Below are 26,678 nucleotides of genomic sequence, written 5' to 3' on the forward strand. Positions count from 1 at the left end.
ATGTACGACTACGACCTCCTGGTCGTGGGGTCGGCCAACGCCGACCTGGTGATCGGGGTGGAGCGCCGGCCCGGCGCCGGCGAGACCGTGCTCGGCTCCGACCTGGCCGTCCACCCGGGCGGCAAGGGCGCGAACCAGGCGGTCGCCGCCGCCCGGCTCGGTGCCCGTACGGCGCTGCTGGCCCGGGTGGGTGACGACGCGCACGGCCGGCTGCTGCTGGACTCGCAGCGGCAGGCCGGTGTCGACACGGTGGGTGTCCTGGTGGGCGGCGCGCCGACCGGGGTCGCGCTGATCACGGTCGACCCGTCGGGGGACAACAGCATCGTCGTGTCGCCGGGTGCGAACGGCCGGCTGGCGCCGGAGGACGTGAGCGCCGCCGGGTGCCTGTTCCACAGCTCCCGGGTGGTCTCGGCACAGCTGGAGATCCCGCTGGAGACGGTGGTGGAGGTCGTCCGGAACCTGGCGCCGGGCAGCCGCTTCGTCCTCAACCCCTCGCCGCCGCGGCCCCTGCCGCGGGAGGTCCTGGCGGCCTGTGACCCGCTGATCGTGAACGAGCACGAGGCGAAGGTGATCCTGGGCGCGTCGGCGGTCGGGGACGCGCCCGAGGACTGGGCGCGGATCCTGCTCGCGAAGGGCCCGCGGTCGGTGGTGGTGACGCTGGGGTCGGAGGGCGCGCTGGTGGCGTCGGCGGAGGGTGTCTCCCGTGTCCCGTCCGTGAAGGTGCGGGCGGTGGACACGACAGGCGCGGGCGACGCGTTCACCGCCGCGCTCGCCTACCGGCTGGGGGCGGGCGAGTCCCTGGCGGAGGCTGCGGCGTACGCGGTGCGGGTGGGTGCCGCGACCGTGACGAAGGAGGGCGCGCAGGCCTCCTTCCCGACGGCCGCGGAGGTCGCTGAGCTGAGCGGTGCCGGCCCGGGAGACACCCCCCGGGCCCCCGGCCGCGGGTCGGACGGCGACTGCGCATCGGGCGAGCGAGGTGGGGCCCGGTGAAGAAGGCAGGAATACTGAACCGCCGTCTCGCCGGTGCGCTGGCCGAACTGGGGCACGGCGACGGGGTGCTGGTGTGCGACGCGGGCATGCCGGTACCCGACGGGCCGCGGGTGGTGGACCTGGCGTTCCGGGCCGGGGTGCCGGCGTTCGCGGAGGTGCTGGAAGGGCTGCTGGCGGAGCTGGTGGTCGAGGGGGCGACGGCTGCCCAGGAGGTACGGCAGGCGAATCCGCAGGCCTCGAAGCTGCTGGAGGGATATTTCCCCGCGCTGGACCTCGTCCCGCACGAGCGGCTCAAGGAACTGTCGGCGGGGGCCCGGCTGATCGTCCGCACGGGCGAGGCACGGCCCTATGCGAACGTCCTGCTGCGCTGCGGCGTCTTCTTCTGACGTCCCGGAAGGGTTTCGGGGGGCCCGGTCCGTCGACCAGGCCCCCGGCCTTTCCCCTCCCGTCAGGAGCCTCCGCGATCCCCCCCGGATCCCCCTCCAGAGGTCCTGACACCACATACGACCCTCCGGGGGCGGGAAGGGTTGCACGGCCGGATAAGAATTTCCTACCGAATTCCGGAAGATCACGGCGCCCGCCGGGTGAGCACGCGGGTGAGGCCGCCGTCGTCCTCTTCGATGTCCCGGACGTGCGCGAATCCCATCCGGCCGAGCAGGTGCAGCGATGCGGTGTTGCGCGCGTCCACGGTGGCGTGCACCTCGGTGAGCCCCAGAGTCCCGAAGCCGTACGCCACGACGGCCTCGGCCAGCTCCGTCCCGAGCCCGCTCCCCCAGACCTCGGGGGCCAGGGCGTAGATGATCTCGTGCCCCTCGACCTCGGCGGTCCGCTTGATCTCCGCGTGCCCGACGAGTCGCCCCTCGCGCCGGACCGCCCACACGTCGAACAGGTCCTGCGCGTACACCTTGCTGAAGATGCGCCCGAACAGAGCGCGGTCGTCGGCCTCGGAGGCGGGGCCGTTCCCCATCCACCGGGACACCCTGGCGTCCTGGAACAGGACGACGAAGTCGTCTTCGTCGTCCGGGGTGTAGGGGTCGAGGAGGAGGCGGGGGGTGTGCAGGGTCCGGGGCATGGTGGGGACGGTAGTCAGGCGGGACGCGCGGCGGCAACGGAGTTGGGCCCGCACGGCCCGGACTCCTACAGACCGTTCGGTGACCGAAGTTGGGCATCACGCGCCCACCGAGGGTCGGTTGAGCGACCGGAGCCGCTTGAACAGATGCCCTCCGTGACGCCGGCTACGGATTTCGACGCACGCTTCGTCACCCCGGGAAGCCGAGCAGCGAGGCGCCCGCTACCTCGACGGCGCCATCATGGCCGTCCCGCCGGCGATCGGGACCGCCGAGGCGATGATTCTGCACAGCGGGGCGCGGGCGGACTTCGAGACCCACGAGTCCGCGCTCGGCGCGCTCGGCACCGTCACCCACCTCGGTGCGGACCATGGGCTCGCGTCCCTCTACGACGTGGCCGGTTCGGCCATGATGTGGAGCGTCCTGAACGCCTGGCTCCAGGGCACCGCGATGCTCAGGACGGCCGGTGTCGACGCCACGACGTACGCGCCGTTCGCCCGGCAGATCGCCGCCGGTGTGGCCGAATGGCTGCCCGGTTATGCCGAGCAGATCGACAGCGGCTCGTTCCCGGCCGAGGTGTCGGCCCTGGAGACCGACGCACGAGCGATGGCCCACCTGATCGAGGAGAGCGAGGCGGTGGGCGTGAACGCCGAACTGCCGAAACTGATCAAGGCAATGGCCGACCGCGCGATCGCCGCCGGGCACGGCAAGGAGCAGTATCCGGTCCTGATCGAGGAGTTCGGCAGGCCCCGAGGCGACTGACCGCTCCTCGTCGTCGCGAGCACGCGACATCACCCCTGACGGGCAGGGGTGCGGTCGCAGAGCTGCCGACCATCCGCGGCGCCCCTGCTGGACTGAGCGAAACGCGCTGTCTCCCACAGAACGGATCGCCATGCCGGTCCCCCTCACCGCTTCGGCCGACGGCAGCTCACCCGCTCCGCGGTCCCCGCGGAAGGGCTGGCCAGCCGTGGTCTCCGTGATGCTGGGGATCTTCGCCATCGTCTCGCGGACCTGGTTCTCGCAGGCGGTCCCGCACGCCCCGGAAGCGGCGTCGGTCCTGTTCACCGCTTCCTTCCAGGCGACCATCTCGGCCGGCGCGCTCCTCGGCGGTGTCGTGCTGGACCGCACCTCACCGTCCACGGTGATGCTGCTGGGCGGCTGTGTCGCGGTGCTCACGGTCCTGGCAGCGGGAGCCCGCCCCGCCGAGGGCTGACGCGTCACGCCGAGTCGTTCAGCAGCCTGCTCAGATGCTCGCGCCCCGGCCCCAGCAGATCCGCCAGCGGTGCCGCGTCCTCGTACCACCGCTTCTCGTACTCCCAGCACAGCCAGCCGTCCCAGCCGTGGCGGGAGAGGATCTCCACGCATTCGGCCAGGGGCAGGACGCCCTCGCCGAGGGGGAGGGGGGTGGTGTCGTCGGCCGAGGCGATGTCCTTGACCTGGACATAGCCGAGGTGCGGGGAGAGGGCCGCGTAGGACTCGGTGGGCTGTTCGCCGCCGAGCCAGGTGTGCATGACGTCCCAGAGGGCGCCGACCTGGCGGTGGCCGACGAGGCCGAGGACGCGCATCGCGTCGGCGGCGGTGCGGTGGGAGTCGTGGGTTTCGAGGAGGATGCGAACACCGAGGTCGTTCGCGTGTTCGGCGGCCGTGCCCAGGCGGCGGGCGGCCGTCGCGTCGGCCTCCTCGGGGGTCTGGACCTCCGGGTCGCCGCCGGGGAAGACCCGGATGTACGGGGCGCCGAGGTCGTGGGCCAGGTCGAGGAGGGCGCGGATCTCGGCCAGGACGGGCTCGTCGTCGCCCGGCGCGGCGACCCGCGCGTAGCCCGCCAGGCCCAGGATCTCTACGCCCGCCCCCTTGAACTCGGCCGCCACCTCGGCCCGCTGATCCGGGTCGAGGCCGGTGTGGACCGGTTCCTCGGGGTGGGTGCGCAGTTCCACGCCGTGGTAGCCGTGCGCGCTCGCGAGGCGCAGGACGTCGGGCAGGGGCAGGCCGGGGACACCGAGGGTGGAGAACGCCAGCTTCATACGGACGGACCCTACCCGGCACCCCCGCCCACGACTCCCCTTGGCCACTCGGGTGTTGCGTGAAGATCCAGTCGCCGGACGCGCTGGTCTCCCGCGTTCCCTCCGCTGCCCCCGCTCGGGCACGTGTCTCGTGTGCGCGCTCCGTGACGGGTGGGCGGGTTCCCACACACCCTCGCGCTCCCGGTTCGGCCCGGACGGTCCGATGCCCGGCACCCTCACTGTGGTGATGCCGGGGCGGTGCCGTCCGTCACCGGATCGGGTGCCCAGGGGCGCGTCGCCCCGATCCCGATGCGTCGCCCCGATCCCGGCGCCGCGGCATCGGGACGGGACATCCTGCGGCGGGGCGTCTGCACCGGCGTGCGCCAGTGCCGGTCGCCCCACTCCATCCCGAGCAGCTCGTCACCCCTCCGCCGTCGCCGGCCGGTACACGCAGACCTGGACGCCGGTCTTGCCGGTGACCGTGGAGACCAGCTCCATCGGGCGCTTCCCACCGTCGCCGGGGAAGATCGTCTTGCCGCCGCCGAGGATCACCGGCATGACGAGGAGCTGCAGCTCGTCGACCAGACCCTCGGACAGCAGCGTCCGCACGAGCGTCGGGCTGCCCATCATGGCGATGTCGCCGCCCCCGGTCTCGCGCAGCTCCCGGATCCGGGCGACGGCCTGGTCGCCGGGGATGAGCGAGGAGTTGTTCCAGGTCAGGTCGGCCTCGCCGAGCGTGCTGGAGACGACGTACTTCTTCAGGGAGTTCATCCGGTCGGCGAAGGGGTCCCCGGCCCGCTCGGGCCACGCCCCCGCCATCGTCTGGTACGTACGCCGCCCGAACAGCAGCGCCTCGGCTCTGGCCAGCCCAGCGTCGAAGGCGCCGCCCAGCACCTCCTCGTCGAAGTACGAGTGCGACCAGCCGCCGTGCGCGAAGCCGCCGTCGGTGTCCTCCTGCGGCCCGCCCGGGGCCTGCACGACGCCGTCCAGGCTGATGAACTCGGTGATGACGATGCGCATGGGACTCACTCCGCTTTCTCGCTCGGGCGATGACGGCACTACAGACCTGGGTCCGACGCGAAACTCATCGCCGGTGGCGCCCCCGGATCACGGCATGCCCGCGGCGAACACCTCCGCGCGGCCGCCGGATGGAGATCGGCGTCCGGGACATGGTGTCTGCGAAGGCGACGGCCGCGTGCGACGAACCCGCGCGATCGTACGGCGAGTTGACGTCCCCGGAGGACGTCCGCCCCCATCGGCGTGCACCTACAGCCCGAACAGGTCCGCCGCGTTGTCGTGGCAGACGGCCCGCAGCCACTCCGGCCCGAGACCCAGCCGTTCCAGGGCGTGGAGCTGGTGCATGTAGCGGTAGGGGATGTTGGGGAAGTCGGAGCCGAACAGGATGCGGTCGCCCAGTGCGGCGAGCCGGGGCAGGGCGTCGCGCGGGTACGGCATGAACGCCTCGGTGAAGTCGGTGAACACCATCGTCGTGTCCAGCCGCACCTGGTCGTAGCGCTCGGCGAGGCCGAGGAACTCCTCGTGCTCGGGCATGCCCATGTGCGCGACGATCAGCCGGAGTGCCGGGTGCCGCGCCAGCACCCGTCCGACGGGCTCGGGGCCGGTGTGCTTGCCGGGCGCGGGTCCGGAGCCGCAGTGCATCACCACGGGGATCCGGGCCTCGGCCAGCACGCCCCACGCAGGCTGGAGCCGTTCGTCGGCCGGATCGTACGCTCCCACCTGCACATGCGACTTGAACACCCGCGCGCCCGCTTCGACGGCCTCGCGGACGTACGTCTCGACGCCCGGCTCGGGGAAGAGGGTGGCGGTGTGCAGGCAGTCGGGGGTGCGGCGGGCGAAGTCGGCGGCCCATCCGTTCAGCCATGCGGCCATGCCGGGCTTGTGGGGGTAGAGCATCGAGGTGAAGGCCCGGACGCCGAACTCCCGCAGCAGAGCCGCTCGCTCCGCCTCCTCCCTGCGGTACGTGATCGGCCACTCCAGCCCGCCGATCAGCGGCCCGGTGGCGTCGAAGTACTCCCAGACCTTGCGCAGGACCCGCTCGGGCATGAAGTGCGTATGGACGTCGATTAGCCCGGGAAGACCGAGTCCGCCCCAGAAACGGCGGACCTCACCGGCCTCCTCGAGGTCGACGGGCGCCATGCGGTGGTCGTTCATGCCGCCCACGATCGACCCTGACGAGGGCAGAGAGCGATCCTCTCGGCGCGCAAGGTGGTGAGGTATCCATCACAGCGGCGGCGATGTTCCTGACACCGCCCAGCCGGAGGGCGCCTTTGGCGAGGTTGCGCCAGGTCGCCATGGCCCGCGTTCCCCGAAGGACCCCCGCACCTCACGAAGCCCCCAGCACCCCGCGGGGCCCCGCCCTCAAGAAACCCGCGGCACCCCGGAGGACCCCCGCACCATCAACTCCCCCCGCACCGACGCGATCCCCCCGGGCGGCGCCTCCTCACGCCCCATGGCGATCCGCCCGGCCCGCGCCCCGGCCTCCGCCAGCGGCAACCGGACCGTCGTCAGCGAAGGCACGGCGTCGATGCTGAACGGCAGATCGTCGAACCCCGCCACCGACACGTCCTCCGGAATCCGCAGCCCCGAGTCCCGCAACGCGGCGCACGCCCCTAGCGCGACGGAGTCGTTCGCCGCGACGACCGCCGTCAACGACGGGTCGCGCCGCAGCAGTTCCAGCGTCGCCTCGTAGCCGGACCGCCGGTCGTAGCGCCCGTACACGGTCCACCGGGGGTCCTCCTCGATCCCGTGCGCGGCCAGCGCGGCCCGGTGGCCCTCCAGCCGGTGCCGCGTGGTCGTCCGCTCCTCCGGGCCCGCGATGTACCCGAGGCGCCGGTGCCCGAGCCCGATGAGGTGCTCGGTGAGCTCCTGCCCGCCGCCGCGGTTGTCGAAGGTCAGCGCGATCGCCCCGGTCTCCGGCGCCGGCGGGCGTCCGCACAGGACGACCCGCGTCCCGGCGTCGGACAGCTTGTGCACCTTCGCGTCCATGGCCGCCGTGTGCGCCGTGTCCTCGATCGCCCCGCCGGTCAGCACCACGGCCGCGGCCCGCTGCCGCTGCAGCAGCGTGAGATACGTCAGTTCCCGCTCCGGGGAGCCGCCCGTGTTGCAGACCACCGCGAGTCTCTCCCCGCCCGCGCGGCCGCCCGGTCCGCCGATCTCCGCCTGGATCGCGCTCGCCATGATCCCGAAGAAGGGGTCGGCGATGTCGTTCACCAGGATCCCGACCAGGTCGGAGGTGGCGGCGGCCAGGGAGCTCGCGGGCCCGTTGAGCACGTAGTCCAGCTCGTCCACGGCCTTCAGCACCCGCTCGCGGGTCGAGGCCGCCACGGGGTAGTTCCCGTTCAGCACGCGCGACACCGTCGCGGGCGAGACCTGCGCGCGGGCCGCCACGTCCGCCAGGGTCACCGTCATCTCGTCGTCCTCCGGTCGCGCATCTCGTCGTCCGCCCTCCTACACATCCAGACCTGTGGCCATGGTTCCGAGCAGACCTTAAGCCCCCGGCCCCGGGTTGTTCGCCCCCTCGAACAACTCGTCCTGGTCACGGTCTTGTCCGGACCGCCGTCAGAGGCTAGCTTCTTCCTGTATAGAAAGCGCTTGCTGTCACGCCCACCAGTCCACGGACGCCTCACCGGCTCTCCGGTGACGGGTGGGGCGTACGCGGCGCGACAACCGCGTACGAAGGGAACGACGTGACACGCAAGACGGTGCGTATCGCCATGAACGGCGTGACCGGGCGCATGGGCTACCGCCAGCACCTGGTCCGCTCCATCCTCGCCCTCCGGGAGCAGGGCGGTCTCGACCTGGGCGACGGCACCGTGCTGTGGCCCGAGCCGATCCTGGTCGGCCGCCGGGAGCACGCGCTGCGGGCGCTGGCCGAGCAGCACGGGCTGGAGCACGTCTCGACCGACCTGGACGCGGTCCTCGCCGACGAGACGGTGGACATCTACTTCGACGCCCAGGTCACCTCCGCCCGCGAGGAGGCTTTGAAGAAGGCCATCGCCGCCGGCAAGCACATCTACACGGAGAAGCCCACGGCGACGGGGCTCGCAGGCGCCCTCGACCTCGCCCGGCAGGCGAACGAGGCCGGCATCAAGCACGGCGTCGTCCAGGACAAGCTCTTCCTGCCGGGCCTGCTGAAGCTGAAGCGCCTGATCGACGGCGGCTTCTTCGGCCGGATCCTGTCCGTGCGCGGCGAGTTCGGCTACTGGGTCTTCGAGGGCGACTGGCAGGCGGCCCAGCGGCCGTCCTGGAACTACCGGTCCGAGGACGGCGGCGGCATCGTCGTCGACATGTTCCCGCACTGGGAGTACGTGCTGCACGAGCTGTTCGGCCGCGTGCGGTCCGTCCAGGCGCTCACCGCCACGCACATCCCGCAGCGCTGGGACGAGAACGGCAAGCCGTACGACGCCACGGCCGACGACGCCGCGTACGGCGTCTTCGAGCTGGAAGGCGGCGCCATCGCCCAGATCAACTCCTCCTGGGCCGTCCGCGTCAACCGCGACGAGCTGGTGGAGTTCCAGGTCGACGGCACGGAGGGCTCGGCGGTGGCGGGCCTGCGCAACTGCCGCGTCCAGCACCGCTCGGCGACGCCGAAGCCGGTCTGGAACCCGGACATCCCCGCCACGGAGGTCTTCCGCGACCAGTGGCAGGAGATCCCGGACAACGCCGAGTTCGACAACGGCTTCAAGGCCCAGTGGGAGCTGTTCCTCAAGCACGTCTACGCCGACGCGCCCTACCACTGGGACCTGCTGGCCGGCGCCCGCGGTGTCCAGCTCGCCGAGCTGGGCCTGCAGTCCTCGGCCGAGGGCCGCCGTCTCGACGTTCCGGAGATCTCGCTGTGACCATCCGACTCCCCGGCGGTGACGGGGCGTTGCGGACGTACGAGCCCCGCACCGAGCCCCTCGCCGTGACACCCGGCACCCCCTTCACCTCCCGTACGGTCTTCTCGGCGGCGCACGTCGTCGCCGACCCGTACGCGGACGTCTCCCCCGACTCGCCCGCCGCCGTCGACTGGGACGCCACCCTCGCCTTCCGCCGCCACCTGTGGTCGCACGGGCTGGGCGTCGCCGAGGCCATGGACACCGCGCAGCGCGGCATGGGCCTGGACTGGGCGGGCGCGGCCGAGCTGATCCGCCGCAGCGCCGCCGAGGCCAGGGCGGCCGGCGGCCGTATCGCGTGCGGTGTCGGCACCGACCAGATCACGGCCGGTTCACTCGCCGAGGTCCGCGCGGCCTACGAGGAGCAGCTCGCGGTCGTGGAGCAGTCCGGGGCGCAGACCATCCTGATGGCGTCCCGGGCCCTCGCGGCGGCCGCCTCCGGCCCCGAGGACTACCTGGAGGTCTACGGCCATCTGCTCCGCCAGTCGGCCGAGCCGGTGATCCTGCACTGGCTCGGCCCGATGTTCGACCCGGCGCTGGAGGGCTACTGGGGGTCGTCCGACCTGGACGCGGCGACGGACACGTTCCTGGACGTGATCGCCGCGCACCCCGACAAGGTCGACGGCATCAAGGTCTCCCTGCTGGACGCCCAACGGGAGATCGACATCCGCCGCCGGCTGCCGCAGGGCGTGCGCTGCTACACCGGCGACGACTTCAACTACCCCGAGCTGATCGCGGGTGACGAGCAGGGCTTCAGCCATGCGCTGCTCGGCATCTTCGACCCGCTGGGCCCGCTGGTGGCCGAGGCGGTCCGGGTCCTGGACACCGGTGATGTGAAGGGCTTCCGCGGCCTGCTGGACCCCACGGTCGAGCTCTCCCGCCACCTGTTCCAGACTCCGACCCGCTTCTACAAGACGGGCGTGGTGTTCCTGGCCTGGCTGGCCGGCCACCAGTCGCACTTCACGATGGTCGGCGGCCTGCAGTCGGCCCGCTCCCTGCCGCACTTCGCGAGGGCGTACGAACTCGCCGACGGCCTGGGGCTGTTCCCCGATCCGAAGCTGGCGGAGGAACGGATGAAGACACTGCTGGGCGTGTACGGGGTGGACCAGTGAGCGCGTCGGAGCTGGAGCGCTTCTCCATCAACCAGATGACGGTGAAGCAGCTGACGATGCCGGAACTGGTCGAGGAGTGCGGCCGGTTGGGCATCCGGCACGTGGGCCTGTGGCGCGAGCCGGTCCAGACGTACGGGCTGGAGGCCACGGCCAAGCTGGTCCGGGACGCGGGCCTGACGGTGACGACACTGTGCCGGGGCGGCTTCTTCACGGCGATCGATCCGCGGGAGCGGGCGGAGGCCCTGGCCGACAACCGCCGCGCGATCGACGAGGCGGCCACGCTGGGCACGGACACCCTGGTCCTGGTCTCGGGCGGTCTCCCGGCCGGCTCGAAGGACCTGCACGGCGCGCGGGAGCGCATCGCGGACGCCCTGTCGGAACTGGGCCCGTACGCGGAGCGGCACGGCGTCCGCCTGGCCATCGAGCCGCTCCACCCGATGTACGCCTCCGACCGCTGCGTGGTGTCGACGCTGGCCCAGGCCCTGGACCTCGCGGAGCGCTTCCCGGCGCACCAGGTCGGCGTCACGGTCGACACGTACCACATCTGGTGGGACGACACGGCCCCCGCGCAGATCGCCCGGGCGGGCGAGGGCGGCCGTATCCACACCTTCCAGCTCGCCGACTGGACGACCCCGCTCCCCCAGGGCGTCCTGACCGGCCGCGGCCAGATCGGCGACGGCGCGATCGACATGCGCGAGTGGCAGGGCTACGTGGAGGCCGCCGGTTACACCGGTCCCATCGAAGTCGAGCTGTTCAACGACGGGTTGTGGGCCCGGGACGGCCGCGAGGTCCTGGCCGAGACGGCTGCGAGGTTCGTGGAACACACCCGGTGACCTGACCGTGAACCGTGCTCGCTGCCCCGCCCCCGAAGGGTGCCGTTGGCGAATGCGGCGGACGGCCGGCAAGTGGTGCGAGAGTCTCAGCGACACGCCGTGCACGCGGCGTGTCGCTGAGACGGTACGGACACTTGGGCTCCCGCCGCGCGGCATTCGCCCACAGCATCCCGTGAAGGGGCGGGGCAGCGGCCGTCCCCGGGCCGGTGCTCCGGCCCGCCTCGACGGCGGCACGGGTTCCGGCGTACGAGTCCGCACGTTCCGTGTCACGCCGCCGGGGAGGCCGGTCGAGGCATCGTCCAGCAGGCCGGCGAGGACCCGGCCTACGTCGCCCTCGTCACGGCCAGGCCCGGCAACGCGCTCATCCCGCGACCGGGCGCGGTCCGCTGCCCGCCGGAGTGGTGGAGGTGCCGCTCGCCCCCATGCCGGTGCGGCGGCTGTACGCGCTGTGGCGGACCGGCGCGGCCCGGCGTCCGGCCATCGCGGAGACCGTACGGGTGCTCGGCGAGCAGTGGCCGGAAGCGTCGGCTCACACGCCCCGTTGAGCCTCTGGCCCACCCCCTGTCCCGACTTCGGGAAATCCGTCCCGAGCCGGGAACCCGCAGCGGACTCCGGCCGTCCCATCGCAGGCTGCCGGAGAGTCACCTCGGTGCGGTGTCGGCCCTCGCTCTGGCTGCGATCGCTGACCACCCTCTCCGCCGTACCGCGGCCGGCGGCACCGCCGCCATCGGCGCGTCCCCCTCCAACCGCGCCGGTGGCGGCCCCTTCCCGGATACGGTGCACTCCCTTGACCGGCAGAAACTTCCCGGTTATTGCTGACCTTCCGGAAGTTTCCTTCAGCGGTCCGAGCGGATCACCTCCGGAAGGAGCCCACGTGCACGACACCGGCACAGGAAGCGCGGGAAGCACGGAAAGCACGGGCAGCACCGGCAGCACGGGAAACACCGCACAGCCCTCCAGACGTACCGTCCTCACCGCCACAGCCGGCGTCACCGCCCTCGCGGCCGCCGGGCCCGCGTACGCCGCCGCCCCGGACGGCGGCCGACTCCGCGCCCTCGTCTCCCGCATGCCGCTGGAGGAGAAGGTCGGCCAGCTCTTCGTCATGCGGGTGTACGGCCACTCCGCGACCGACCCGGACCAGGCCGACATCGACGCCAACCTCAAGGAGATCGGGGTCCGCACGGCCGCCGAGCTGGTCGCGAAGTACCGGGTCGGCGGCATCATCTACTTCGCCTGGGCGCACAACACCCGCGAGCCGCACCAGATCGCCGAGCTGTCCAACGGCATCCAGAAGGCCTCCCTCGGCCTGCCGCGCGGGCTTCCCGTGCTCATCTCCACCGACCAGGAGCACGGGATCGTGGCGCGGGTGGGCAGGCCCGCGACGCTGTTCCCGGGGGCCATGGCCGTCGGGGCGGGCGGTTCACGCTCCGATGCCCGTGCGCTGGGGCGGATCGCGGGCACCGAGCTGCGGGCGATGGGGATCCGGCAGGACTACTCACCCGTGGCCGACGTGAACGTCAACCCGGCCAACCCGGTCATCGGCGTACGGTCCTTCGGCGCCGACCCGCGGGCCGTGTCCGCGCTGGTGGCGGCCGAGGTCGCCGGGTACCAGGGGTCCGGGGTCGCCGCGACCGCCAAGCACTTCCCCGGGCATGGGGACACCGCCGTCGACAGCCACACCGGCTTCCCCGTCATCACGCACAGCCGCGAGCTGTGGGAGAAGCTGGACGCCCCGCCGTTCCGGGCCGCCATCGCCGCCGGCATCGACTCGATCATGACGGCACACCTGATGGTCCCGGCCCTCGACGACTCCGGCGACCCGGCCACCCTCTCCCGCCCCATCCTCACCGGCATCCTCCGCGAACAACTCGGCTACGACGGGGTCGTGGTCACCGACTCCCTCGGCATGGAGGGCGTACGCACCAAGTACGGCGACGAGCGGGTACCGGTGCTCGCGCTGAAGGCGGGCGTGGACCAGCTCCTCAACCCGCCCGACCTGGACCTCGCCTGGAACGCCGTGCTGACCGCCGTGCGCGAGGGCGAGCTCACCGAGGCCCGGCTGGACGCGTCGGTCCTGCGGATTCTGCGGCTGAAGGCCAAACTGGGGTTGTTCCGCGAGCCGTACGTCAGCCGGCGCGGGGTCGACCGGACCGTCGGGATCCGGGCGCACCTCGCGGCGGCCGGCCGGATCGCCGAGCGGACCACCACGCTGCTCGTCAACGAGGGGCGGCTGCTTCCCCTGTCGCGGCGCCGGTGCCCCAGAGTGCTCGTGGTCGGGGCGGATCCGGCCTCGCCGTCGGGGACGACCGGGCCTCCCACGGGTGTCCTCGCGGGCGCGCTGTCCGAGCTGGGCTTCACGGCCACCGCGCTCTCGACCGGGACCGCCCCCTCGGCGGCGACGGTCGCGAAGGCGGTGGCCGCGGCGCGGGACGCGGACGCGGTGGTGGCCGCCACGTACAACGTCACCGCGAGCAGCAGCCAGAAGGCGCTGGTCGAGCAGCTCGTCGCCGCCGGCAGGCCGGTCGTGGCGGTGGCGATCCGCAACCCGTACGACGTGGCCCAGCTGCCCTCCGTGCCGGCCTGCCTGGCCGCCTACTCCTGGACCGACGTCGAACTGCGGGCCGCCGCACGGGTGATCGCCGGGCGGGTGAAGCCACGCGGGAAGCTGCCGGTCGCCGTGCGGCGGGCGGATGATCCGGAGCAGGTGCTGTACCCGATCGGGTACGGGCTGTCGTACTAGGCGTACGTCATGGACCGGGCGCACCACCCCCAACGTGCGCAAACCCTCCCATGTGCCTGGCGTGTGCCCGTCGCGGCGGGTCACGCTGGGCGGGCACATTCGGGGGGACGGCGATGCGTGGCAGGGGTTTCGTGGGGGTGGTCTGTGGGCTGCTGGTGCTGCTCGGCGCGCTGCTGACCGGGTGCCAGAACCCGTCGGGGGGCGTGGCGCAGGACGGTCGGCTGGGCGGGCCGGCGACCGGGAAGAACGGCGCGTCGGCCACGGTGTCACCCGTGCCGACCCGGCCGTCGGGGTACGGCGCGGTATTCCTCGCGGTCGGCGAGTGCAGTTCGTTCGGAACGACGAGCTTCACCGAGGTGCCCTGCACCGGTGAGCGGGCCGCGGCGCGGGTCGTGGCACGGCACGACGGCACGGTGCGGGACGGGCCTCGCTGTCCGGCCACCACTGACTTCGTCCTGCACATCAGCGAGCAGCGACTCGCGTCCGGCGAGGACGGCGAGGACGGCGAGGACCGCGAGCACGGCGAGGGGACGGTGTCGCAGGGCTACGCCTGCATGCGCAACCTCCAGCCGCCGCACCCCGGCGACCCGGGCGGCGGAGGCGGGCCCCGCACCATCGTCGGCGACTGCGTCTACGGCTCCGGCGACGGGCAGGTCCGCGAGACCTCCTGCGACGGCAAGGGCGAGCAGGAGCCGGAGTACCAGGTGAGCCAGGCCGTCGCCAGGCGCGCCGACTGCCCCGCGTCGACCGCCCTGTACGTCCGGCTGGGCGGCGAGCGGCCGGTGGGATGCGCCCGGCCGCTGTGAGCGGCCGGGCGCGAGGGGGACGCAGTCTGCCGGCCTTACGGGCGCAGCGTCATCTCCCGCCGCGTGTCCCGCTTGTCCAGCTTGGCGTCGAACTTCGCCAGCGGCTTCGCCGCCTGCGGGTCGGCCTGCACCGCGCCGGAGGCGACGCCGGCCCAGTCGAGGATGCGGGCGGTGGCGAGGGCCTTCTGCTCGGGCACGAGGCCCGCGATGTTGGCGCCGTGGTTCATGCCGGGGGCGGTCATGACGTAGGAGTCCTTCGCGCCCTTTCCGACGCGGAACGGCTCCGCGCCCCACGGGTCGTTCTGGCCGTTGACGAAGAGCATCCGGCGGGCGTTGTGCCGGACCCAGGTGTCGATGTCCCGCATCGCCTGCGGCTGGAACCGCATGGGGATGTCGCGCGGGACGAAGTTCCGCGGCGGCTGGTAGCCGTAGCGGATGTACTTCTTCTCGATGTGCGGGAAGCGGATCGTCGGCGCGCCGAGCTGGGTGCCGGCCTGGTAGTAGTACGGCGTGTAGGTCCCCAGGCCCTGGTCGGCGTAGGCGGAGAAGCCGGCGATCGTGTCGACGGAGTCCCAGATCTCGTCGTCCGTGGCGTTCTTGGCGTCGGCCGGGACCTGGTCGCAGTCGGACAGCCGGCTGTACTGCCAGAAGCCCCATACGTAGTCGAGGACGGTGGCCTCGTAGGCCTTGTCCAGGCTGCCGATGGTGGTGAAGGTGAGGCCGTTGTCCTGCGCGTAGGCCGCGTACTTCTTCTCCAGCGGCTCCCGGCGCACCAGCGCCTCGCGCTGCACGCCGTTCAGCCGGTCGCGGCACTCCTTGGTGCCGACGCGCGCGAAGAAGCGGTCGTAGGCCGAGTCCTCCTTGTTCACCACGTCGTTGGGGGCGACGTAGGCGACCACACCGTCCATGTCACGCGGGTAGAAGCGCTCGTAGTAGGTGGCGGTCATGCCGCCCTTCGAACCGCCCGTGGAGATCCACTTCTTGCCGTAGACACCCTTCAGCGCCTTGAAGACGCGGTGCTGGTCGCTGGCGGCCTGCCAGATGTCCAGCTTGGACCAGTCGGCCGGGGCGGGCCGGGACGGGGTGAAGAAGCGGTACTCCAGGGAGACCTGGTTGCCGTCCACGATCTGGGTCGGCTCGCTGCGGCGGGGCGTCGTGGAGACGTTGTAGCCGCTGGTGAAGAAGACCGTCGGGCGCGAGACGTCCTTGTGCAGCACGGTGATGCGCTGCTGGAACGTGCCCTTCGACGGCTTGTGGTGGTCGACCGGCTGGGTGTAGTTCAGGACGAAGAAGCGGTAGCCGGTGTACGGCTTCTCCTCGACCAGGCTCATGCCCGGTATGGAGAGCAGCCTTTCCTTGATGTCGGTGGTGGCGGCGGTGGTGCTGGTGCCGGTGGTGCCGGTGACGTCGGCGGCGGTGGCCGCTCCCGTCGTGCCCAGTGTGCCTATGAGCACCGTGAGCGCCAGCAGCCATCTGAGCGCCTTGCGCATGCGCACTCCCCTGTGAGACAGATGTGCGCCGGAAGCTAGCGGACCAACTCCCGCCAGCACCAGGGGACATAGGGAAAACCCTGTGCGCGGGCGCGTATCCGAGGGGGTGCGGTGTCAGCAGAGGATCCAGCGGGAGCTGAACCTCTCCGCCCCCACCCTGCCCTTGAGCCAGACGCAGCGGCGCCCGGCGTGCACGGTCACCGGGCCGGCGCGGTAGGCGTACCGGCCCTGGTCGACGACCGGCCGGTTGCCCCGCGCCTGCACGCTCACCGACATCGTCCGCTTCGCGCCGGGCTTCTTGGTGAGGGTCACGGCGCAGACGTAGCCGCCGCGCTTGTAGACGAGCACGGTCCCGGTGGGGAAGGGCAGGGTGCGGACCTTGCGGCCGGGACAGTACGCGGAGGCGGCGGCCTGCGCCTCGCCCGGCGCGGTGACGGCGAGCAGTCCGGAGGCGGTCAGCACGGCCAGGCCGAGCGCGAGCCGCCGGCGTATCGCTCCGCTGTCCACTGTCGTCCTCCCGCACCGCGTCGTCCGCGTCCATCGGCGTACGGGTGTACGGACGCATGACGTAGGGCGGACGGTTGCCTGAGCGTGACGAGAACGCCGTTCCCGGACGCGGTCAGCGGGGCGCGCCGACCGGCTCCTCCGGCTCGGCGGCGCCGGTGAACGTCCGCCACAGGTCCGCGTACCGGCCGCCGCGCGCGAGCAGCTCCTCGTGGGTGCCGTCCTCGGCGACCCGGCCGTGGTCCATGACGACGACCCGGTCGGCGCGGGCGGCGGTGGTGAGGCGGTGCGCGACGACGAGGGTCGTACGGCGGCCCGCGATGCGGTCGGTAGCCCGGTTGACCTGGGCCTCCGTGTCCAGGTCCAGCGCGGCCGTGGCCTCGTCGAGCAGCAGCACGTCCGGGTCGACCAGCTCGGCACGGGCCAGGGCGATCAGCTGGCGCTGCCCGGCGGACAGGTTACGGCCCCGCTCGGCGACCTCGTGGAGGTAGCCGCCCGTAAGCCGGGCGATCATGTCGTGGGCGCCGACCGCGCGGGCCGCCGCCTCGACCTCGGCGTCGGTGGCGTCCGGGCGGCCGTAGGCGATGGCGTCGCGGACGGTGCCCTGGAAGAGGTACGCCTCCTGCGGGACGATCCCCAGACGGTGCCGGTACGAGGTGAGGTCGAGGGCCCGCAGATCCGTGCCGTCGACGGTCACCCGGCCGGCGGTGGGGTCGTAGAAGCGGGCCACGAGCTTGACGAGGGTCGACTTGCCCGCGCCGGTCTCGCCGACGAACGCGACGGTCTGCCCGGCCGGGATGCGCAGGGCGACCCCGTCCAAGGCCGCGTCGCCCTCGTCGGAGGCCCCGTAGGCGAAGTGCACGTCCTCGAAGGCGATCTCGCCGCGCAGGGACCGGACGTGGAGGGGCTCGTCGGCGGACTTCGTCGACGTCGGCTCCTGGAGCAGTTCCTGGATGCGGCCCAGCGAGACGGACGCCTGCTGGTAGCCGTCGAAGACCTGGGAGAGCTGCTGCACGGGCGCGAAGAACAGGTCGATGTAGAGCAGGTACGCCACCAGCGAGCCGATCGCCAGTGTCCCGGCGTCGACCCGTGCCCCGCCGACGACCAGCACGGCCGCCGCGGCCACCGACGACAGGAACTGCACGAACGGGAAGTAGATCGAGATCAGCCACTGACCCCGGATGCGTGCCCGGCGGTAGCTGTCGCTGCGCTCGGCGAACCGCCGCCCGCCGTCCCGCTCGCGCCGGAAGGCCTGCACGATCCGCAGCCCGGACACCGACTCCTGCAGGTCGGCGTTGACCACCGACACCCGCTCACGGGCCAGCTCGTACGCCTTGACGCTCGCCCGGCGGAAGAAGAAGGTGGCGATGATCAGCGGCGGCAGGGTCGCGAAGACCACCAGCGCGAGCTCCACGTCGATGACCAGCAGGGCGACCATGATGCCGAAGAAGGTGACGACCGAGACGAAGGCCGTGACCAGGCCCGTCTGCAGGAACGTCGACAGCGCGTCGACGTCGGTCGTCATCCGGGTCATGATCCGGCCGGTCAGCTCCCGCTCGTAGTAGTCGAGCCCGAGGCGCTGGAGCTGGGCGAAGATCTTCAGCCGGAGCGAGTACAGGACCCTCTCGCCGGTGCGTCCGGTCATGCGGGTCTCGCCGATCTGGGCGGCCCACTGCACGGCCACCGTCAGCAGCCCGAGCAGGGCCGCCACCCACACGGCGCCGAGCGCGGCCTCGGTGACGCCCGAGTCGATACCGTGCCGGATCAGCACCGGCAGCAGCAGGCCCATGCCCGCGTCGGTGGCGACCAGGGCGAGGCTGACCAGCAGCGGCAGCCCGAAGCCGCGCAGCAGCCGGCGCAGGCCGTAGGACTCCTCGGGCTGGACGGCCCGCGACTCGTCGATGCCGGGCACGTCTGTGGCCGGGGGCAGCGCCTCGACCTGGGCGAGCAGCTCGGGGGTGGCGGGGCTCTCGGCGAGGGCGAGGTCCTTGCGCTCGCGGTCGCCGGTCCACAGCCTCGGGGTGACCCCGCGCTCGGCGTCGTACTCCGCGTCCAGCTCGTCCCTCCCCCACCCTCGAATGAACTCGGGCGGGGGGACCCCCATGGAGGTGTCCTCCTGGGGGCAGGCCGGCCGGGTGTGGCCCGGGGAGACCCGGCCGAGCTCGTCCGGGTCGGTGAGCAGGCGCCGGTAGAGGGCGGAGCGCTGCTGGAGCTCCTCGTGGGTGCCGAGGTCGGCGAGGCGGCCGCCGTCCAGGACGGCGATGCGGTCGGCGAGGTTCAGCGTGGAGCGGCGGTGGGCGATGAGCAGGGTCGTACGGCCCCGCATGACCCCCTTCAGGGCCTCGTGGATCTCGTGCTCGACGCGGGCGTCCACGGCGGAGGTGGCGTCGTCCAGGACCAGCAGACGCGGGTCGCTGAGGATGGCGCGGGCGAGGGCGACGCGCTGACGCTGGCCGCCGGAGAGGGTGAGGCCGTGCTCGCCGACGGTGGTGTCGTAGCCCTCGGGCAGCTCGGCGATGAACCGGTCGGCCTGGGCGGCGCGGGCGGCCTTCTCGATCTCCTCCTGGGTGGCGTCCGGGCGGCCGTAGGCGATGTTGTTGCGGACGGTGTCGGAGAAGAGGAACGAGTCCTCGGGGACCAGTCCGATCGCGGCCCGCAGCGACTCCAAGGTCAGCTCGCGCACGTCGTGCCCGCCGACGAGGACGGCACCACGGGTGACGTCGTAGAAGCGCGGCAGGAGGAGGGAGACGGTGGACTTGCCGGAGCCGGAGGAGCCGACGACGGCGAGGGTCTCGCCGGGGCGGATCTCGAAGGAGAGCCCGTCGAGGACGGGGCCGGTCTTGCCGGGGGCGACGTCGTAGCCGAAGGACACGTCGTCGAACTCGACCGTCGCGGGGGCGTCGGCGGGCAGGTCCTTGGCGCCGTCGCTCAGAGACGGCTCGGTGTCGATCAGCTCCAGGACTCGCTCGGTGCCGGCGCGGGCCTGCTGGCCGACGGTGAGGACCACGGCGAGCATGCGGACCGGGCCGACGAGCTGGGCGAGGTAGGTGGAGAAGGCGACGAACGTGCCGAGCGTGATGTGCCCGCGCACCGCCAGGAAACCGCCGACGGCCAGCATGGCGACCTGGCCGAGGGCGGGCACGGCCTGGAGGGCCGGGGTGTAGACCGAGTTCAGGCGGACGGTGCGCAGCCGGCCCGCGAAGAGCCTGCGGCCGACCTCCCGCAGCTTGCCGGTCTCCTGATCCTCCTGCCCGAAGCCCTTCACGACCCGGACACCGCTGACGGCGCCGTCGACGACGCCCGCGACGGCGGCGGCCTGGGCCTGGGCGTACCAGGTGGAGGGGTGCAGGCGGGTGCGGCTGCGCTTGGCGATCCACCACAGGGCGGGGGCCACCGCGAGGGCGACCAGGGTCAGCGGCAGGGACAGCGACGCCATGATGACCAGGGAGATCAGGAAGAGCAGGAAGTTCCCGATCGTCATCGGGAGCATGAAGAGCAGGCCCTGGATCAGCTGGAGGTCGCTGGTGGCCCGGCCGATCACCTGGCCGGTGGACAGCTCGTCCTGGCGGCGGCCGTCGAGCCGGGTGATCGTGCCGAACATCGCCGTCCGCAGGTCGTGCTGGACGTCGAGGGCGAGACGGCCGCCGTAGTAGCGGCGGATGTAGGTGAGGACGTAGACGACCAGGGCGGCGGCGATGAGGAGGCCGGCCCAGGTGGTCATGGACCGGGTGTGGTCGCTGATGACGTCGTCGATGATCACCTTGGTGATCAGGGGGACGAGGGCCATGACGGCCATGCCGGCGAGGGAGGAGCCGAGGGCGAGTACGACGTCCTTCGGGTGGCGCCACGCGTAGGCCCACAGCCGTCGTGCCCATCCCCGTTTCGGTGTCACACCGGTACCTTCCAGTCGTCCTGAGCTGCCGGAATGCACCAACGCGTTTCGGGGCGGATTTCATCCCGCCGTGACGCGATACGGCCGCGCTCCTCCCCGGTGGCTCGCCCGCGCAGTGGTGGAAGCGGGTCGTCCGGGCCGGGTTCCGGCGACGGGGCTCGGTAGCGCACGCGCTCAGGTGCTGCGGCACCCCACCGGCTAACGAAGATCTCGGTGGACCGCACGTCGGGCGGGATCCGGCCCGAGATGTGCCCGGCGGGCTCGGGAAAACGGCCCGGCCGAACGGCAGGACCGCGCCCCGGGCCGACTGTCACCCACCCGACTCGACCCGACCCCGACTCGACCCCGACCCGACCCGGCCCAGGTGACGAGGGCGACGGCGTGGACGCGGCCACTCGGGCGCCGGCACCGGCGGTCTGGCCGAGTCGGGCGATCTCGGCTCGGCGGAGGAGATCGCGACGGTCACGGCCGGCGAGGCTCCGGCCGGGGGCGGTTTCGGCGGAGGCGGTCCGGACGGCGGCAGGGGCGACACCCGCGCCGGCAGTTGCGCAGGGGTGCCCCGGACCGAGCGGATGCTGTTGGCGCGTTCGGCGGACGGGCGACAAGTGGTGCGAGAGTCTCAGCGACACGCCGTGCACGCGGCGTGTCGCTGAGACTGTGCGGACACTTGGCTCCCGCCGCGCGGCATTCGCCAACGGCGTCCGAGTGGTCCGGGGCACCCCTGTCCGTCGCCCCGCGCGGTCGGACACGCGTATCCGTGCCGTCATTCGAACGGTTTCCGAACCCTCGGGCAACGGATTCCGCCCCAGTGGTGGTCTGGAGGGCGAGGAGGGTGCTTGATGCAGGCCGAACTTGAGGGCCAGTTCCAGGATTTCGTCAGGGCACGGTGGTCACGGCTCGTCCGGACCGCGTACCTGCTCACCGGCGACGTCCACCACGCGGAGGACCTGACGCAGACGGCGCTGGCGAAGGCGTACCGGTCATGGCGGCGCATCGCGCGCAGCGACAACCCGGAGGCCTACGTCCGGCGGATGCTGGTCAGCTGCAACAGCGACCGGTTCCGCAAGCGGCGGGTGACGGAGGCGCTGACCTCGTCCCCACCCGAGAGGGCGGGCGGGGACGAGGCCGTCGGCAGGGTGGAGGAGCGTGGCTCCCTGCTCGCCGGGCTGGCCCTGCTGCCCGCGAGACAGCGGGCAGTGGTGGTCCTGCGGTACTGGGAGGACCTGTCGGAGGCGGAGGTGGCCGAGGTGCTCGGCTGTTCGCCCGGCACGGTCAAGAGCCAGGCCTCGAAGGGGCTGGCGAAACTGCGGGGGTTTCCGGGGCTGGTGCGTGAGGACCGCACGGTGTCCGGACTGGGAGGTGGACGGTGAACCACGAGGCACACGAAGCGCATGAAGCACACGAAGCACGTGAGGCACGTGAGGCACGTGAGGCACGTGAGGCACGTGACACGCATGAAGCGCGTGAAGCGCACGACGGAGCTGAGGGGGCCGACGAGGCGCGCACGGCGCACGCGGCCGATGACCAGCGGGACTTCGAGGAACTGGTGAGAGAACTGATGACGGACGACGCTTACACCATCCAGCCTTCGCCCGCGCCGTACCCGGCGATCCGCCGGCGGGGCGTGGCGGAACGGCGGCGGCGGGTCGCGGCGGTCGGGGCGGTGCTGGCGGCGGTGGTCGCGGTGCCGGCGGGGGCGTACGCCGTGGCCGGGGGGAACGGGGGAGGGGGCGCTGACACGGCGACGCCGATGTCGTCGGTCAGCGCCCCGCAGACCGGGTCGGCTTCCGGGTCGACGACGCGCTCCGGACCTCAACCGCCCGCCACAAAGGAGCAGTTGCTCGACGGGATCACGTTCGCCCAGGCGTCCAAGGCGCTGGAGCAGTGCCTCGACCAGGAGCACGTGGGAAGCGCGGTCGGTGAGGATCTGGCCAAGGCCGAGAGCTACCGGATCATCCTGGCGGCGAAGAGCACGGGCGGCTCCAACTCCCCCGGCGACGGCATCCACGTCGTCGGCGTGGCGGAGCGGCCGGAGGGCTTCCGGGTGATCTGCGACGTGAAGGAGGACGGGTCCGCCGGCATCAGCACCAGCGCGAAGGACGCCTACGGGCCGGACACCGGTGCGGTCGTGCCCGACGCGAACGCGGGTGACCTGTACCAGCAGTCGTTGGCCGACAAGGGCAAGTGGAAGCTGCCTTTCCGTTGGGGCGTGATCGGCATGGTCGACACGTCCGTGGCCAAGGTGACCGTCGACTACGGCGACGGCAGCGCCGCGGCCACCCTGGATCACGGCTGGTTCATCGCCTCCGGCGTCCTGAACCGGCAGGTGACGAAGACCCCGCACATCAAGGGCTTCGACGCCGCCGGCAAGCTGGTCTACGACTCGGACACGGACAAGACGTACGACAAGACCCTGCCGTAGGGCACTGGCTGCGGCCGGCGGTACTCCGTGTCGTCCCGCGCTGCCGGTCGGCCCGCCCGCTCCGCGTCGGCGCGCCGGCCGGCCGGGAAGCAGGACGGCACGGTCAGCTCGCCGCCAGGTCCCGGTGGATCACCTTGGCCACGGCCTGGATGGTGGCGATGCCGTAGTTCATCGTGCTGTTGCCGTGGGTGAGCACGGTCATCACGTAGTCGTGGCCGCCGCCCTTGAACGCGCCGACGCTGTGCACCCGCCACCCGTGCGTGGAGCGCTGCAGCCAGCCGTTCTTGACGGCCACGGTGACGCCCGAGGGCACTCCGTACGGGGTGCCCCAGCGCTGGGACGAGACGACCTGGCCCATCAGCTTGACGATGTAGGCGCGGGAGTTGTCGCTGAGGACCGCGTTCTTGCCGGTGATGAGCTTCAGCAGTTTCTGCTCGTCGGTGACGGTGATCTGGGTCAGGCCCCAGTAGCCGTTCGCGCCGGGCTTGGTCTGGGTCATGCCGGCGGCGGTGAGGAAGCCCTTGATCTTCGTCATGCCGAGCTGCTTCCACAGGGTGGAGGTCGCGGCGTTGTCCGACTTGGTGATCATGGCCTTGGCGAGGGTGTTCTCGCGGTCGGTGAGATACCGGTTGGTCTTCTTCGCGTCCCACAGCAGCGTGGCGAGGACGGTGACCTTGACGACGCTGGCCGAGTCGTAGGCGGTGCCCGCGCGCAGGGTGCAGGTCGTGTTGGTGCTGCGGTCGTGCAGGCCGACGGCGACCGTGCCCTTGCGGGTGGCGAGCGCGGCGGTGATGTCCTTCCTCAGCTTGGCGGCCAGGCCGGCCTTGGCGGACGAGCAGGTCACGGTCGGCGTGGCAGCGGCGGCGGGCGTGGCGGCGGCGACGAGCGGCACGAGCACACCCGTACCCACGGCCGCCGCCAGCACTCTCGCGCGGCGGGACATCCCAGGAGTCATGCACGTTTGACTCACGGACCCGGGGCAAGGGTTGTAGGCATTGACGAAGGCTTGTGCAAAACATTGCCAGGCGCTGCGCGGTTTCACAGGCAGCGGCCGGCTTCGGCACAGCGGCCACCCAACAGGGCTGTCCACGATGCTGGGGTGACATCTGCCACCGAAACCCAGCTCCGCACCGCCGAGCCCCCTCCGGCTCCACCCCGGGACACCGCCGCCGCTCCGCGCTGGTCGCTGCCCGTGCTAGTCGGCGATCTACCGCCTCGACCCGTCCGACGTCAGCTGATCGACCGTAACCACCCCCGAACGAACGGCCCCCGACCCCTCGGTCCGGGGCCGTTCCCCTGTCCCCGATCATGGAGGCCGGTGTCCGGCGGACGGGTGAAGGGAAACGCAACAGTGGGCTACTGCCTCGAGATGAGCACCGGCGACATGAGATCGGTGATGCGACTGCTCACCGCGGTGGAGCGGACCGAGCAGCAGGAGCACAGGCTGGCCCGGATCCGCACGGAGTGCGAGCGCACCGACGCCCGCTTCCAGGAGCAGGGCATCGACCTCGACATCTCCATCTGCCAGGCCCTGGACGAGCTGATCGACGGCACCCCGAGCACCGACCTCTGCCCTTCGTACAGTTACGCCTTCTACCAGACGGTCGCGGCGCACTTCTCCGACCCCACCGACCTCGGCGCCTGGCGCCGCCCGACGTGGTTCTACGCCATGGACGACGAACTGGCCCGGCACGGCGTTCCGTCCGGCCTGCTCCCCGGCACGTTCCTGTTCAGCGGCCCGCCGCTGCGCCTGCCCCACCCCGGTGACGCGGTGCCCGCCATCGGCACGCTGCCGGCTCAGCGGGCCGCCGCCCTCGCCGACGCCTACGCGTCCGTACACGACCGGCTCGACCCCGAGTTCCGGGACGTGGCCCGCCGGTTCGCCGATGTCATGCGGTTCGAGGCGGAGGAGTGGGAGAGCGCGCGGAAGCTCGGGATGAATCCGGACACGCTGCTCTTCTGGTTCCACTGACCTCTGCCGGAACTCTTGACGCCGCTTTTCCCACCGGGATACTTGCGGTCGGCAGCGCGCCAACTGCCGTGTCGGTGAGGGGCTTTCGTTTACTCGATTCAATGACACACAGGGGCGCCGCTTGCCCGAGATCCCGAACGTCGTGCGAAGTCTCGAAGATTTCGCCACGGCCACCCCCCACAGGAGGATCCGCGATGAGTCCACGCAAGGCGTCCCGCAAGGCACTCGTAGCCGCCCTGACCGCCGCCCTGCTGGCCGGTCCCGGTGTCGCCCAGGCCGCCACCCCCCAGACCGCGCCCACCCCCGCCCGAGACCGCGCCGCCGCGGCCACCATCACCTGGTCCCTCGTGCGCGCCGGCAACCCCACCGCGGACCAGCAGTCGGCCTACGACCTCATCACCAGGGCCATGAACGCGGCGGTGGCCCGCTACAACAACCTCAGCGACCTGGGCAAGACCATCACCGTCCGCTACGAACCGGGCGTGCCCACCGCCGACGGCAACATCAACGGCACGATCCGCTTCGGGAGCAACCGCAGCTACATGAACGAGCGGACGGCCCTGCACGAGATCTCCCACACCATCGGCGTGGGGACCAGTTCGGGCTGGTCCCGCCTGGGCGGCAGCGGCACCTGGACCGGCGGACAGGCCACCGCCCTCGTCAGGCGGTACGACGGCTCCGGCGCCAAGATCTCCACCGGCGGCGGTCACTTCTGGCCCTACGGCCTGAACTTCGACAACGAGTGGTCGGGCACGGCGGCCGACCGCCACGTCCACATCGTCGCCGCGATGGTCCGCGACGGCCTCTAGCCGGTCCGGCCGGCGCTCGCCCCAGGTGCGTCGGCGAACATCCGCAGCACGGCCGGGAGCAGGACCCACCGGGGGCCCTGGCGCCCGAAGCGCCTCGGCGAGGTCCTGCTCCCGGTTCTCCGGGGTCGTGCGTGGACCGAACGGCCCCGACCCGCCCGTGGGGGACCGTTCTGGTGCGTCAACTCGGGTAGAACACGACCGACTTGCCGGTTTCCGTCACCTGATTGACATGTCACATTCATTTACACGCCCGCATGCCCATGTCACCCTCCCGATTGCCGCCTCCGATCAACCCGCGTAGATGGGACCCCCACATGCTGGCGACAACACGGATACGCCGATGGAAGCCGGTGGCGCTGGCCACCGCCGCCGCCCTGACCGGCCTCACCGCGTCCACCATGACCGCTACCCCGGCCGCGGCCACGACGACCGCGTACGACACGACGTACTACAAGAACGCGGTCGGCAAGACGGGCACCAGCCTCAAGTCCTCCCTGCACACCATCATCAGCGACCAGACCAAGCTGTCGTACTCGGCGGTCTGGAACGCCCTGAAGGTCACCGACCAGGACCCGCGCAACAGCAACAACGTCATCCTGCTGTACTCGGGCATCTCCCGGAGCAAGTCCCTCAACGGCGGGGACACCGGCGACTGGAACCGCGAGCACGTGTGGGCCAAGTCCCACGGCGGCTTCGGCACCTCCACCGGCCCCGGCACCGACATCCACCACCTGCGCCCCTCGGACGTCCGGGTCAACTCGATCCGGGGCAACAAGGACTTCGACAACGGCGGCAGCGGCTTCACCGACAGCGGCGGCAGCCTCACCGACTCCGACTCCTTCGAGCCCCGCGACGCCGTCAAGGGCGACGTGGCCCGCATGATCTTCTACATGGCGGTCCGCTACGAGGGCGGCGACGGCTGGGCCGACCTGGAGGTCAACGGCCAGGTCGGCAACGGCAGCAACCCCTACATGGGCAAGCTCTCCGTGCTCAAGGCCTGGCACCAGGAGGACCCGCCGGACGCCTTCGAGCAGCGCCGCAACGACGTCATCCACGACTCCTACCAGCACAACCGCAACCCGTTCATCGACCACCCGGAGTGGGTCGAGTCGATCTGGTAGCGCCTACTTGTGACTGAACTCCCTT

Annotated in this window: 22 protein-coding genes and 2 pseudogenes; 15 read left to right on the forward strand and 9 right to left on the reverse strand. The window is 71.9% G+C overall.

Going from position 1 to position 26,678, the window contains the following annotated elements; translation table 11 throughout:
* On the forward strand, nucleotides 1-990 hold the full coding sequence (locus ACZ5TL_RS09240; RefSeq protein WP_468588758.1) for a ribokinase: 990 nt from the start codon (nucleotides 1-3) through the stop codon (nucleotides 988-990).
* The gene (gene rbsD, locus ACZ5TL_RS09245) at nucleotides 987-1,376 is read left to right on the forward strand and encodes a D-ribose pyranase (RefSeq protein WP_468588759.1); all 390 of its coding nucleotides are present in this window, start codon (nucleotides 987-989) and stop codon (nucleotides 1,374-1,376) included. The genes ACZ5TL_RS09240 and rbsD overlap by 4 nt, the downstream gene beginning before the upstream one ends.
* 182 nt (nucleotides 1,377-1,558) lie before the next feature.
* Here the strand turns inward: rbsD and ACZ5TL_RS09250 are convergent, their stop codons facing one another.
* Nucleotides 1,559-2,062: a GNAT family N-acetyltransferase gene (locus ACZ5TL_RS09250; RefSeq protein WP_468588760.1), complete on the reverse strand. Its 504-nt coding sequence runs from the start codon at nucleotides 2,060-2,062 to the stop codon at nucleotides 1,559-1,561.
* A 238-nt stretch (nucleotides 2,063-2,300) separates the two neighbouring features.
* Here ACZ5TL_RS09250 and ACZ5TL_RS09255 point away from each other — a divergent pair, with 238 nt between their 5' ends.
* A complete protein-coding gene (locus ACZ5TL_RS09255) occupies nucleotides 2,301-2,819 on the forward strand; it encodes an imine reductase family protein (RefSeq protein WP_468588761.1) in 519 nt (172 codons plus the stop codon).
* Nucleotides 2,820-3,060: 241 nt separating this feature from the next.
* Nucleotides 3,061-3,270: pseudogene (locus ACZ5TL_RS09260) on the forward strand (MFS transporter); the annotation flags it as partial.
* A gap of 4 nt (nucleotides 3,271-3,274) precedes the next feature.
* Here ACZ5TL_RS09260 and ACZ5TL_RS09265 read toward each other — a convergent pair.
* The 4 genes from ACZ5TL_RS09265 to ACZ5TL_RS09280 form a co-directional block, all read right to left on the reverse strand.
* The gene (locus ACZ5TL_RS09265) at nucleotides 3,275-4,078 is read right to left on the reverse strand and encodes a sugar phosphate isomerase/epimerase family protein (RefSeq protein ID WP_468588762.1); all 804 of its coding nucleotides are present in this window, start codon (nucleotides 4,076-4,078) and stop codon (nucleotides 3,275-3,277) included.
* A gap of 399 nt (nucleotides 4,079-4,477) precedes the next feature.
* Nucleotides 4,478-5,077: a dihydrofolate reductase family protein gene (locus tag ACZ5TL_RS09270; protein ID WP_468588763.1), complete on the reverse strand. Its 600-nt coding sequence runs from the start codon at nucleotides 5,075-5,077 to the stop codon at nucleotides 4,478-4,480.
* Nucleotides 5,078-5,323: 246 nt separating this feature from the next.
* Entirely contained in the window at nucleotides 5,324-6,229 is a 906-nt protein-coding gene (locus ACZ5TL_RS09275; RefSeq protein ID WP_468588764.1) for an amidohydrolase family protein, read from the reverse strand.
* A 207-nt stretch (nucleotides 6,230-6,436) separates the two neighbouring features.
* Nucleotides 6,437-7,486 (reverse strand): LacI family DNA-binding transcriptional regulator, encoded by a 1,050-nt coding sequence (locus ACZ5TL_RS09280; RefSeq protein WP_468588765.1) that lies wholly within the window; start codon nucleotides 7,484-7,486, stop codon nucleotides 6,437-6,439.
* Nucleotides 7,487-7,764: 278 nt separating this feature from the next.
* Here ACZ5TL_RS09280 and ACZ5TL_RS09285 point away from each other — a divergent pair, with 278 nt between their 5' ends.
* The 6 genes and pseudogenes from ACZ5TL_RS09285 to ACZ5TL_RS09310 all read left to right on the forward strand — a co-directional run bounded on the left by ACZ5TL_RS09285 (nucleotide 7,765) and on the right by ACZ5TL_RS09310 (nucleotide 14,443).
* Nucleotides 7,765-8,916, forward strand: coding sequence for a Gfo/Idh/MocA family protein (locus ACZ5TL_RS09285; RefSeq protein WP_468588766.1), 1,152 nt, complete (start codon nucleotides 7,765-7,767; stop codon nucleotides 8,914-8,916).
* A complete protein-coding gene (locus ACZ5TL_RS09290) occupies nucleotides 8,913-10,064 on the forward strand; it encodes a dihydrodipicolinate synthase family protein (RefSeq protein WP_468588767.1) in 1,152 nt (383 codons plus the stop codon). The genes ACZ5TL_RS09285 and ACZ5TL_RS09290 overlap by 4 nt, the downstream gene beginning before the upstream one ends.
* Complete coding sequence (locus ACZ5TL_RS09295; RefSeq protein ID WP_468588768.1) at nucleotides 10,061-10,897, forward strand: sugar phosphate isomerase/epimerase family protein; 837 nt, start codon at nucleotides 10,061-10,063, stop codon at nucleotides 10,895-10,897. Before ACZ5TL_RS09290 ends, ACZ5TL_RS09295 begins: the two co-directional genes overlap by 4 nt.
* A gap of 294 nt (nucleotides 10,898-11,191) precedes the next feature.
* Nucleotides 11,192-11,442 (forward strand): annotated as a pseudogene (locus ACZ5TL_RS09300) (LysR family transcriptional regulator); the annotation flags it as partial.
* Nucleotides 11,443-11,771: 329 nt separating this feature from the next.
* On the forward strand, nucleotides 11,772-13,637 hold the full coding sequence (locus ACZ5TL_RS09305) for a glycoside hydrolase family 3 protein (protein ID WP_468588769.1): 1,866 nt from the start codon (nucleotides 11,772-11,774) through the stop codon (nucleotides 13,635-13,637).
* A 113-nt stretch (nucleotides 13,638-13,750) separates the two neighbouring features.
* Nucleotides 13,751-14,443, forward strand: coding sequence for a hypothetical protein (locus tag ACZ5TL_RS09310; protein ID WP_468588770.1), 693 nt, complete (start codon nucleotides 13,751-13,753; stop codon nucleotides 14,441-14,443).
* A gap of 35 nt (nucleotides 14,444-14,478) precedes the next feature.
* Here the strand turns inward: ACZ5TL_RS09310 and ACZ5TL_RS09315 are convergent, their stop codons facing one another.
* From ACZ5TL_RS09315 to ACZ5TL_RS09325, 3 genes are all read right to left on the reverse strand, one after another.
* Entirely contained in the window at nucleotides 14,479-15,933 is a 1,455-nt protein-coding gene (locus ACZ5TL_RS09315; protein ID WP_468588771.1) for a S28 family serine protease, read from the reverse strand.
* Nucleotides 15,934-16,047: 114 nt separating this feature from the next.
* Entirely contained in the window at nucleotides 16,048-16,440 is a 393-nt protein-coding gene (locus tag ACZ5TL_RS09320; RefSeq protein ID WP_468588772.1) for a hypothetical protein, read from the reverse strand.
* Nucleotides 16,441-16,552: 112 nt separating this feature from the next.
* A complete protein-coding gene (locus tag ACZ5TL_RS09325) occupies nucleotides 16,553-20,329 on the reverse strand; it encodes an ABC transporter ATP-binding protein (protein WP_468588773.1) in 3,777 nt (1,258 codons plus the stop codon).
* Nucleotides 20,330-21,168: 839 nt separating this feature from the next.
* Between ACZ5TL_RS09325 and ACZ5TL_RS09330 the strand changes: the two genes are divergently transcribed.
* Both ACZ5TL_RS09330 and ACZ5TL_RS09335 read left to right on the forward strand, forming a co-directional pair.
* Complete coding sequence (locus tag ACZ5TL_RS09330) at nucleotides 21,169-21,699, forward strand: SigE family RNA polymerase sigma factor (protein ID WP_468588774.1); 531 nt, start codon at nucleotides 21,169-21,171, stop codon at nucleotides 21,697-21,699.
* A gap of 188 nt (nucleotides 21,700-21,887) precedes the next feature.
* Entirely contained in the window at nucleotides 21,888-22,751 is an 864-nt protein-coding gene (locus tag ACZ5TL_RS09335) for a hypothetical protein (RefSeq protein WP_468588775.1), read from the forward strand.
* Between the two features lie 103 nt (nucleotides 22,752-22,854).
* Here the strand turns inward: ACZ5TL_RS09335 and ACZ5TL_RS09340 are convergent, their stop codons facing one another.
* On the reverse strand, nucleotides 22,855-23,706 hold the full coding sequence (locus ACZ5TL_RS09340; RefSeq protein ID WP_468588776.1) for a serine hydrolase: 852 nt from the start codon (nucleotides 23,704-23,706) through the stop codon (nucleotides 22,855-22,857).
* Nucleotides 23,707-24,102: 396 nt separating this feature from the next.
* Between ACZ5TL_RS09340 and ACZ5TL_RS09345 the strand changes: the two genes are divergently transcribed.
* The 3 genes from ACZ5TL_RS09345 (at nucleotide 24,103) to ACZ5TL_RS09355 (ending at nucleotide 26,653) form a co-directional block, all read left to right on the forward strand.
* Nucleotides 24,103-24,723 (forward strand): DUF7691 family protein, encoded by a 621-nt coding sequence (locus ACZ5TL_RS09345; RefSeq protein WP_468588777.1) that lies wholly within the window; start codon nucleotides 24,103-24,105, stop codon nucleotides 24,721-24,723.
* A 194-nt stretch (nucleotides 24,724-24,917) separates the two neighbouring features.
* Nucleotides 24,918-25,532, forward strand: coding sequence for a hypothetical protein (locus ACZ5TL_RS09350; protein WP_468588778.1), 615 nt, complete (start codon nucleotides 24,918-24,920; stop codon nucleotides 25,530-25,532).
* A gap of 317 nt (nucleotides 25,533-25,849) precedes the next feature.
* The gene (locus tag ACZ5TL_RS09355) at nucleotides 25,850-26,653 is read left to right on the forward strand and encodes an endonuclease I family protein (protein ID WP_468589001.1); all 804 of its coding nucleotides are present in this window, start codon (nucleotides 25,850-25,852) and stop codon (nucleotides 26,651-26,653) included.
* The last annotated feature ends 25 nt before the right edge of the window (nucleotides 26,654-26,678 follow it).

It is taken from the genome of Streptomyces sp. NPDC033136 (assembly GCF_055578235.1).

Excerpts from the sequence above, each read along its gene's own strand:
- ACZ5TL_RS09240 (WP_468588758.1), top strand. The coding sequence starts at position 1 with ATGTACGACTACGACCTCCTGGTCGTGGGGTCGGCCAACGCCGACCTG.
- ACZ5TL_RS09250 (WP_468588760.1), bottom strand. The coding sequence starts at position 2,062 with ATGCCCCGGACCCTGCACACCCCCCGCCTCCTCCTCGACCCCTACACC.
- ACZ5TL_RS09255 (WP_468588761.1), top strand. The coding sequence starts at position 2,301 with ATGGCCGTCCCGCCGGCGATCGGGACCGCCGAGGCGATGATTCTGCAC.
- ACZ5TL_RS09265 (WP_468588762.1), bottom strand. The coding sequence starts at position 4,078 with ATGAAGCTGGCGTTCTCCACCCTCGGTGTCCCCGGCCTGCCCCTGCCC.
- ACZ5TL_RS09270 (WP_468588763.1), bottom strand. The coding sequence starts at position 5,077 with ATGCGCATCGTCATCACCGAGTTCATCAGCCTGGACGGCGTCGTGCAG.
- ACZ5TL_RS09275 (WP_468588764.1), bottom strand. The coding sequence starts at position 6,229 with ATGAACGACCACCGCATGGCGCCCGTCGACCTCGAGGAGGCCGGTGAG.
- ACZ5TL_RS09280 (WP_468588765.1), bottom strand. The coding sequence starts at position 7,486 with ATGACGGTGACCCTGGCGGACGTGGCGGCCCGCGCGCAGGTCTCGCCC.
- ACZ5TL_RS09310 (WP_468588770.1), top strand. The coding sequence starts at position 13,751 with ATGCGTGGCAGGGGTTTCGTGGGGGTGGTCTGTGGGCTGCTGGTGCTG.
- ACZ5TL_RS09315 (WP_468588771.1), bottom strand. The coding sequence starts at position 15,933 with ATGCGCAAGGCGCTCAGATGGCTGCTGGCGCTCACGGTGCTCATAGGC.
- ACZ5TL_RS09330 (WP_468588774.1), top strand. The coding sequence starts at position 21,169 with ATGCAGGCCGAACTTGAGGGCCAGTTCCAGGATTTCGTCAGGGCACGG.
- ACZ5TL_RS09335 (WP_468588775.1), top strand. The coding sequence starts at position 21,888 with ATGACGGACGACGCTTACACCATCCAGCCTTCGCCCGCGCCGTACCCG.
- ACZ5TL_RS09340 (WP_468588776.1), bottom strand. The coding sequence starts at position 23,706 with ATGACTCCTGGGATGTCCCGCCGCGCGAGAGTGCTGGCGGCGGCCGTG.
- ACZ5TL_RS09350 (WP_468588778.1), top strand. The coding sequence starts at position 24,918 with ATGAGTCCACGCAAGGCGTCCCGCAAGGCACTCGTAGCCGCCCTGACC.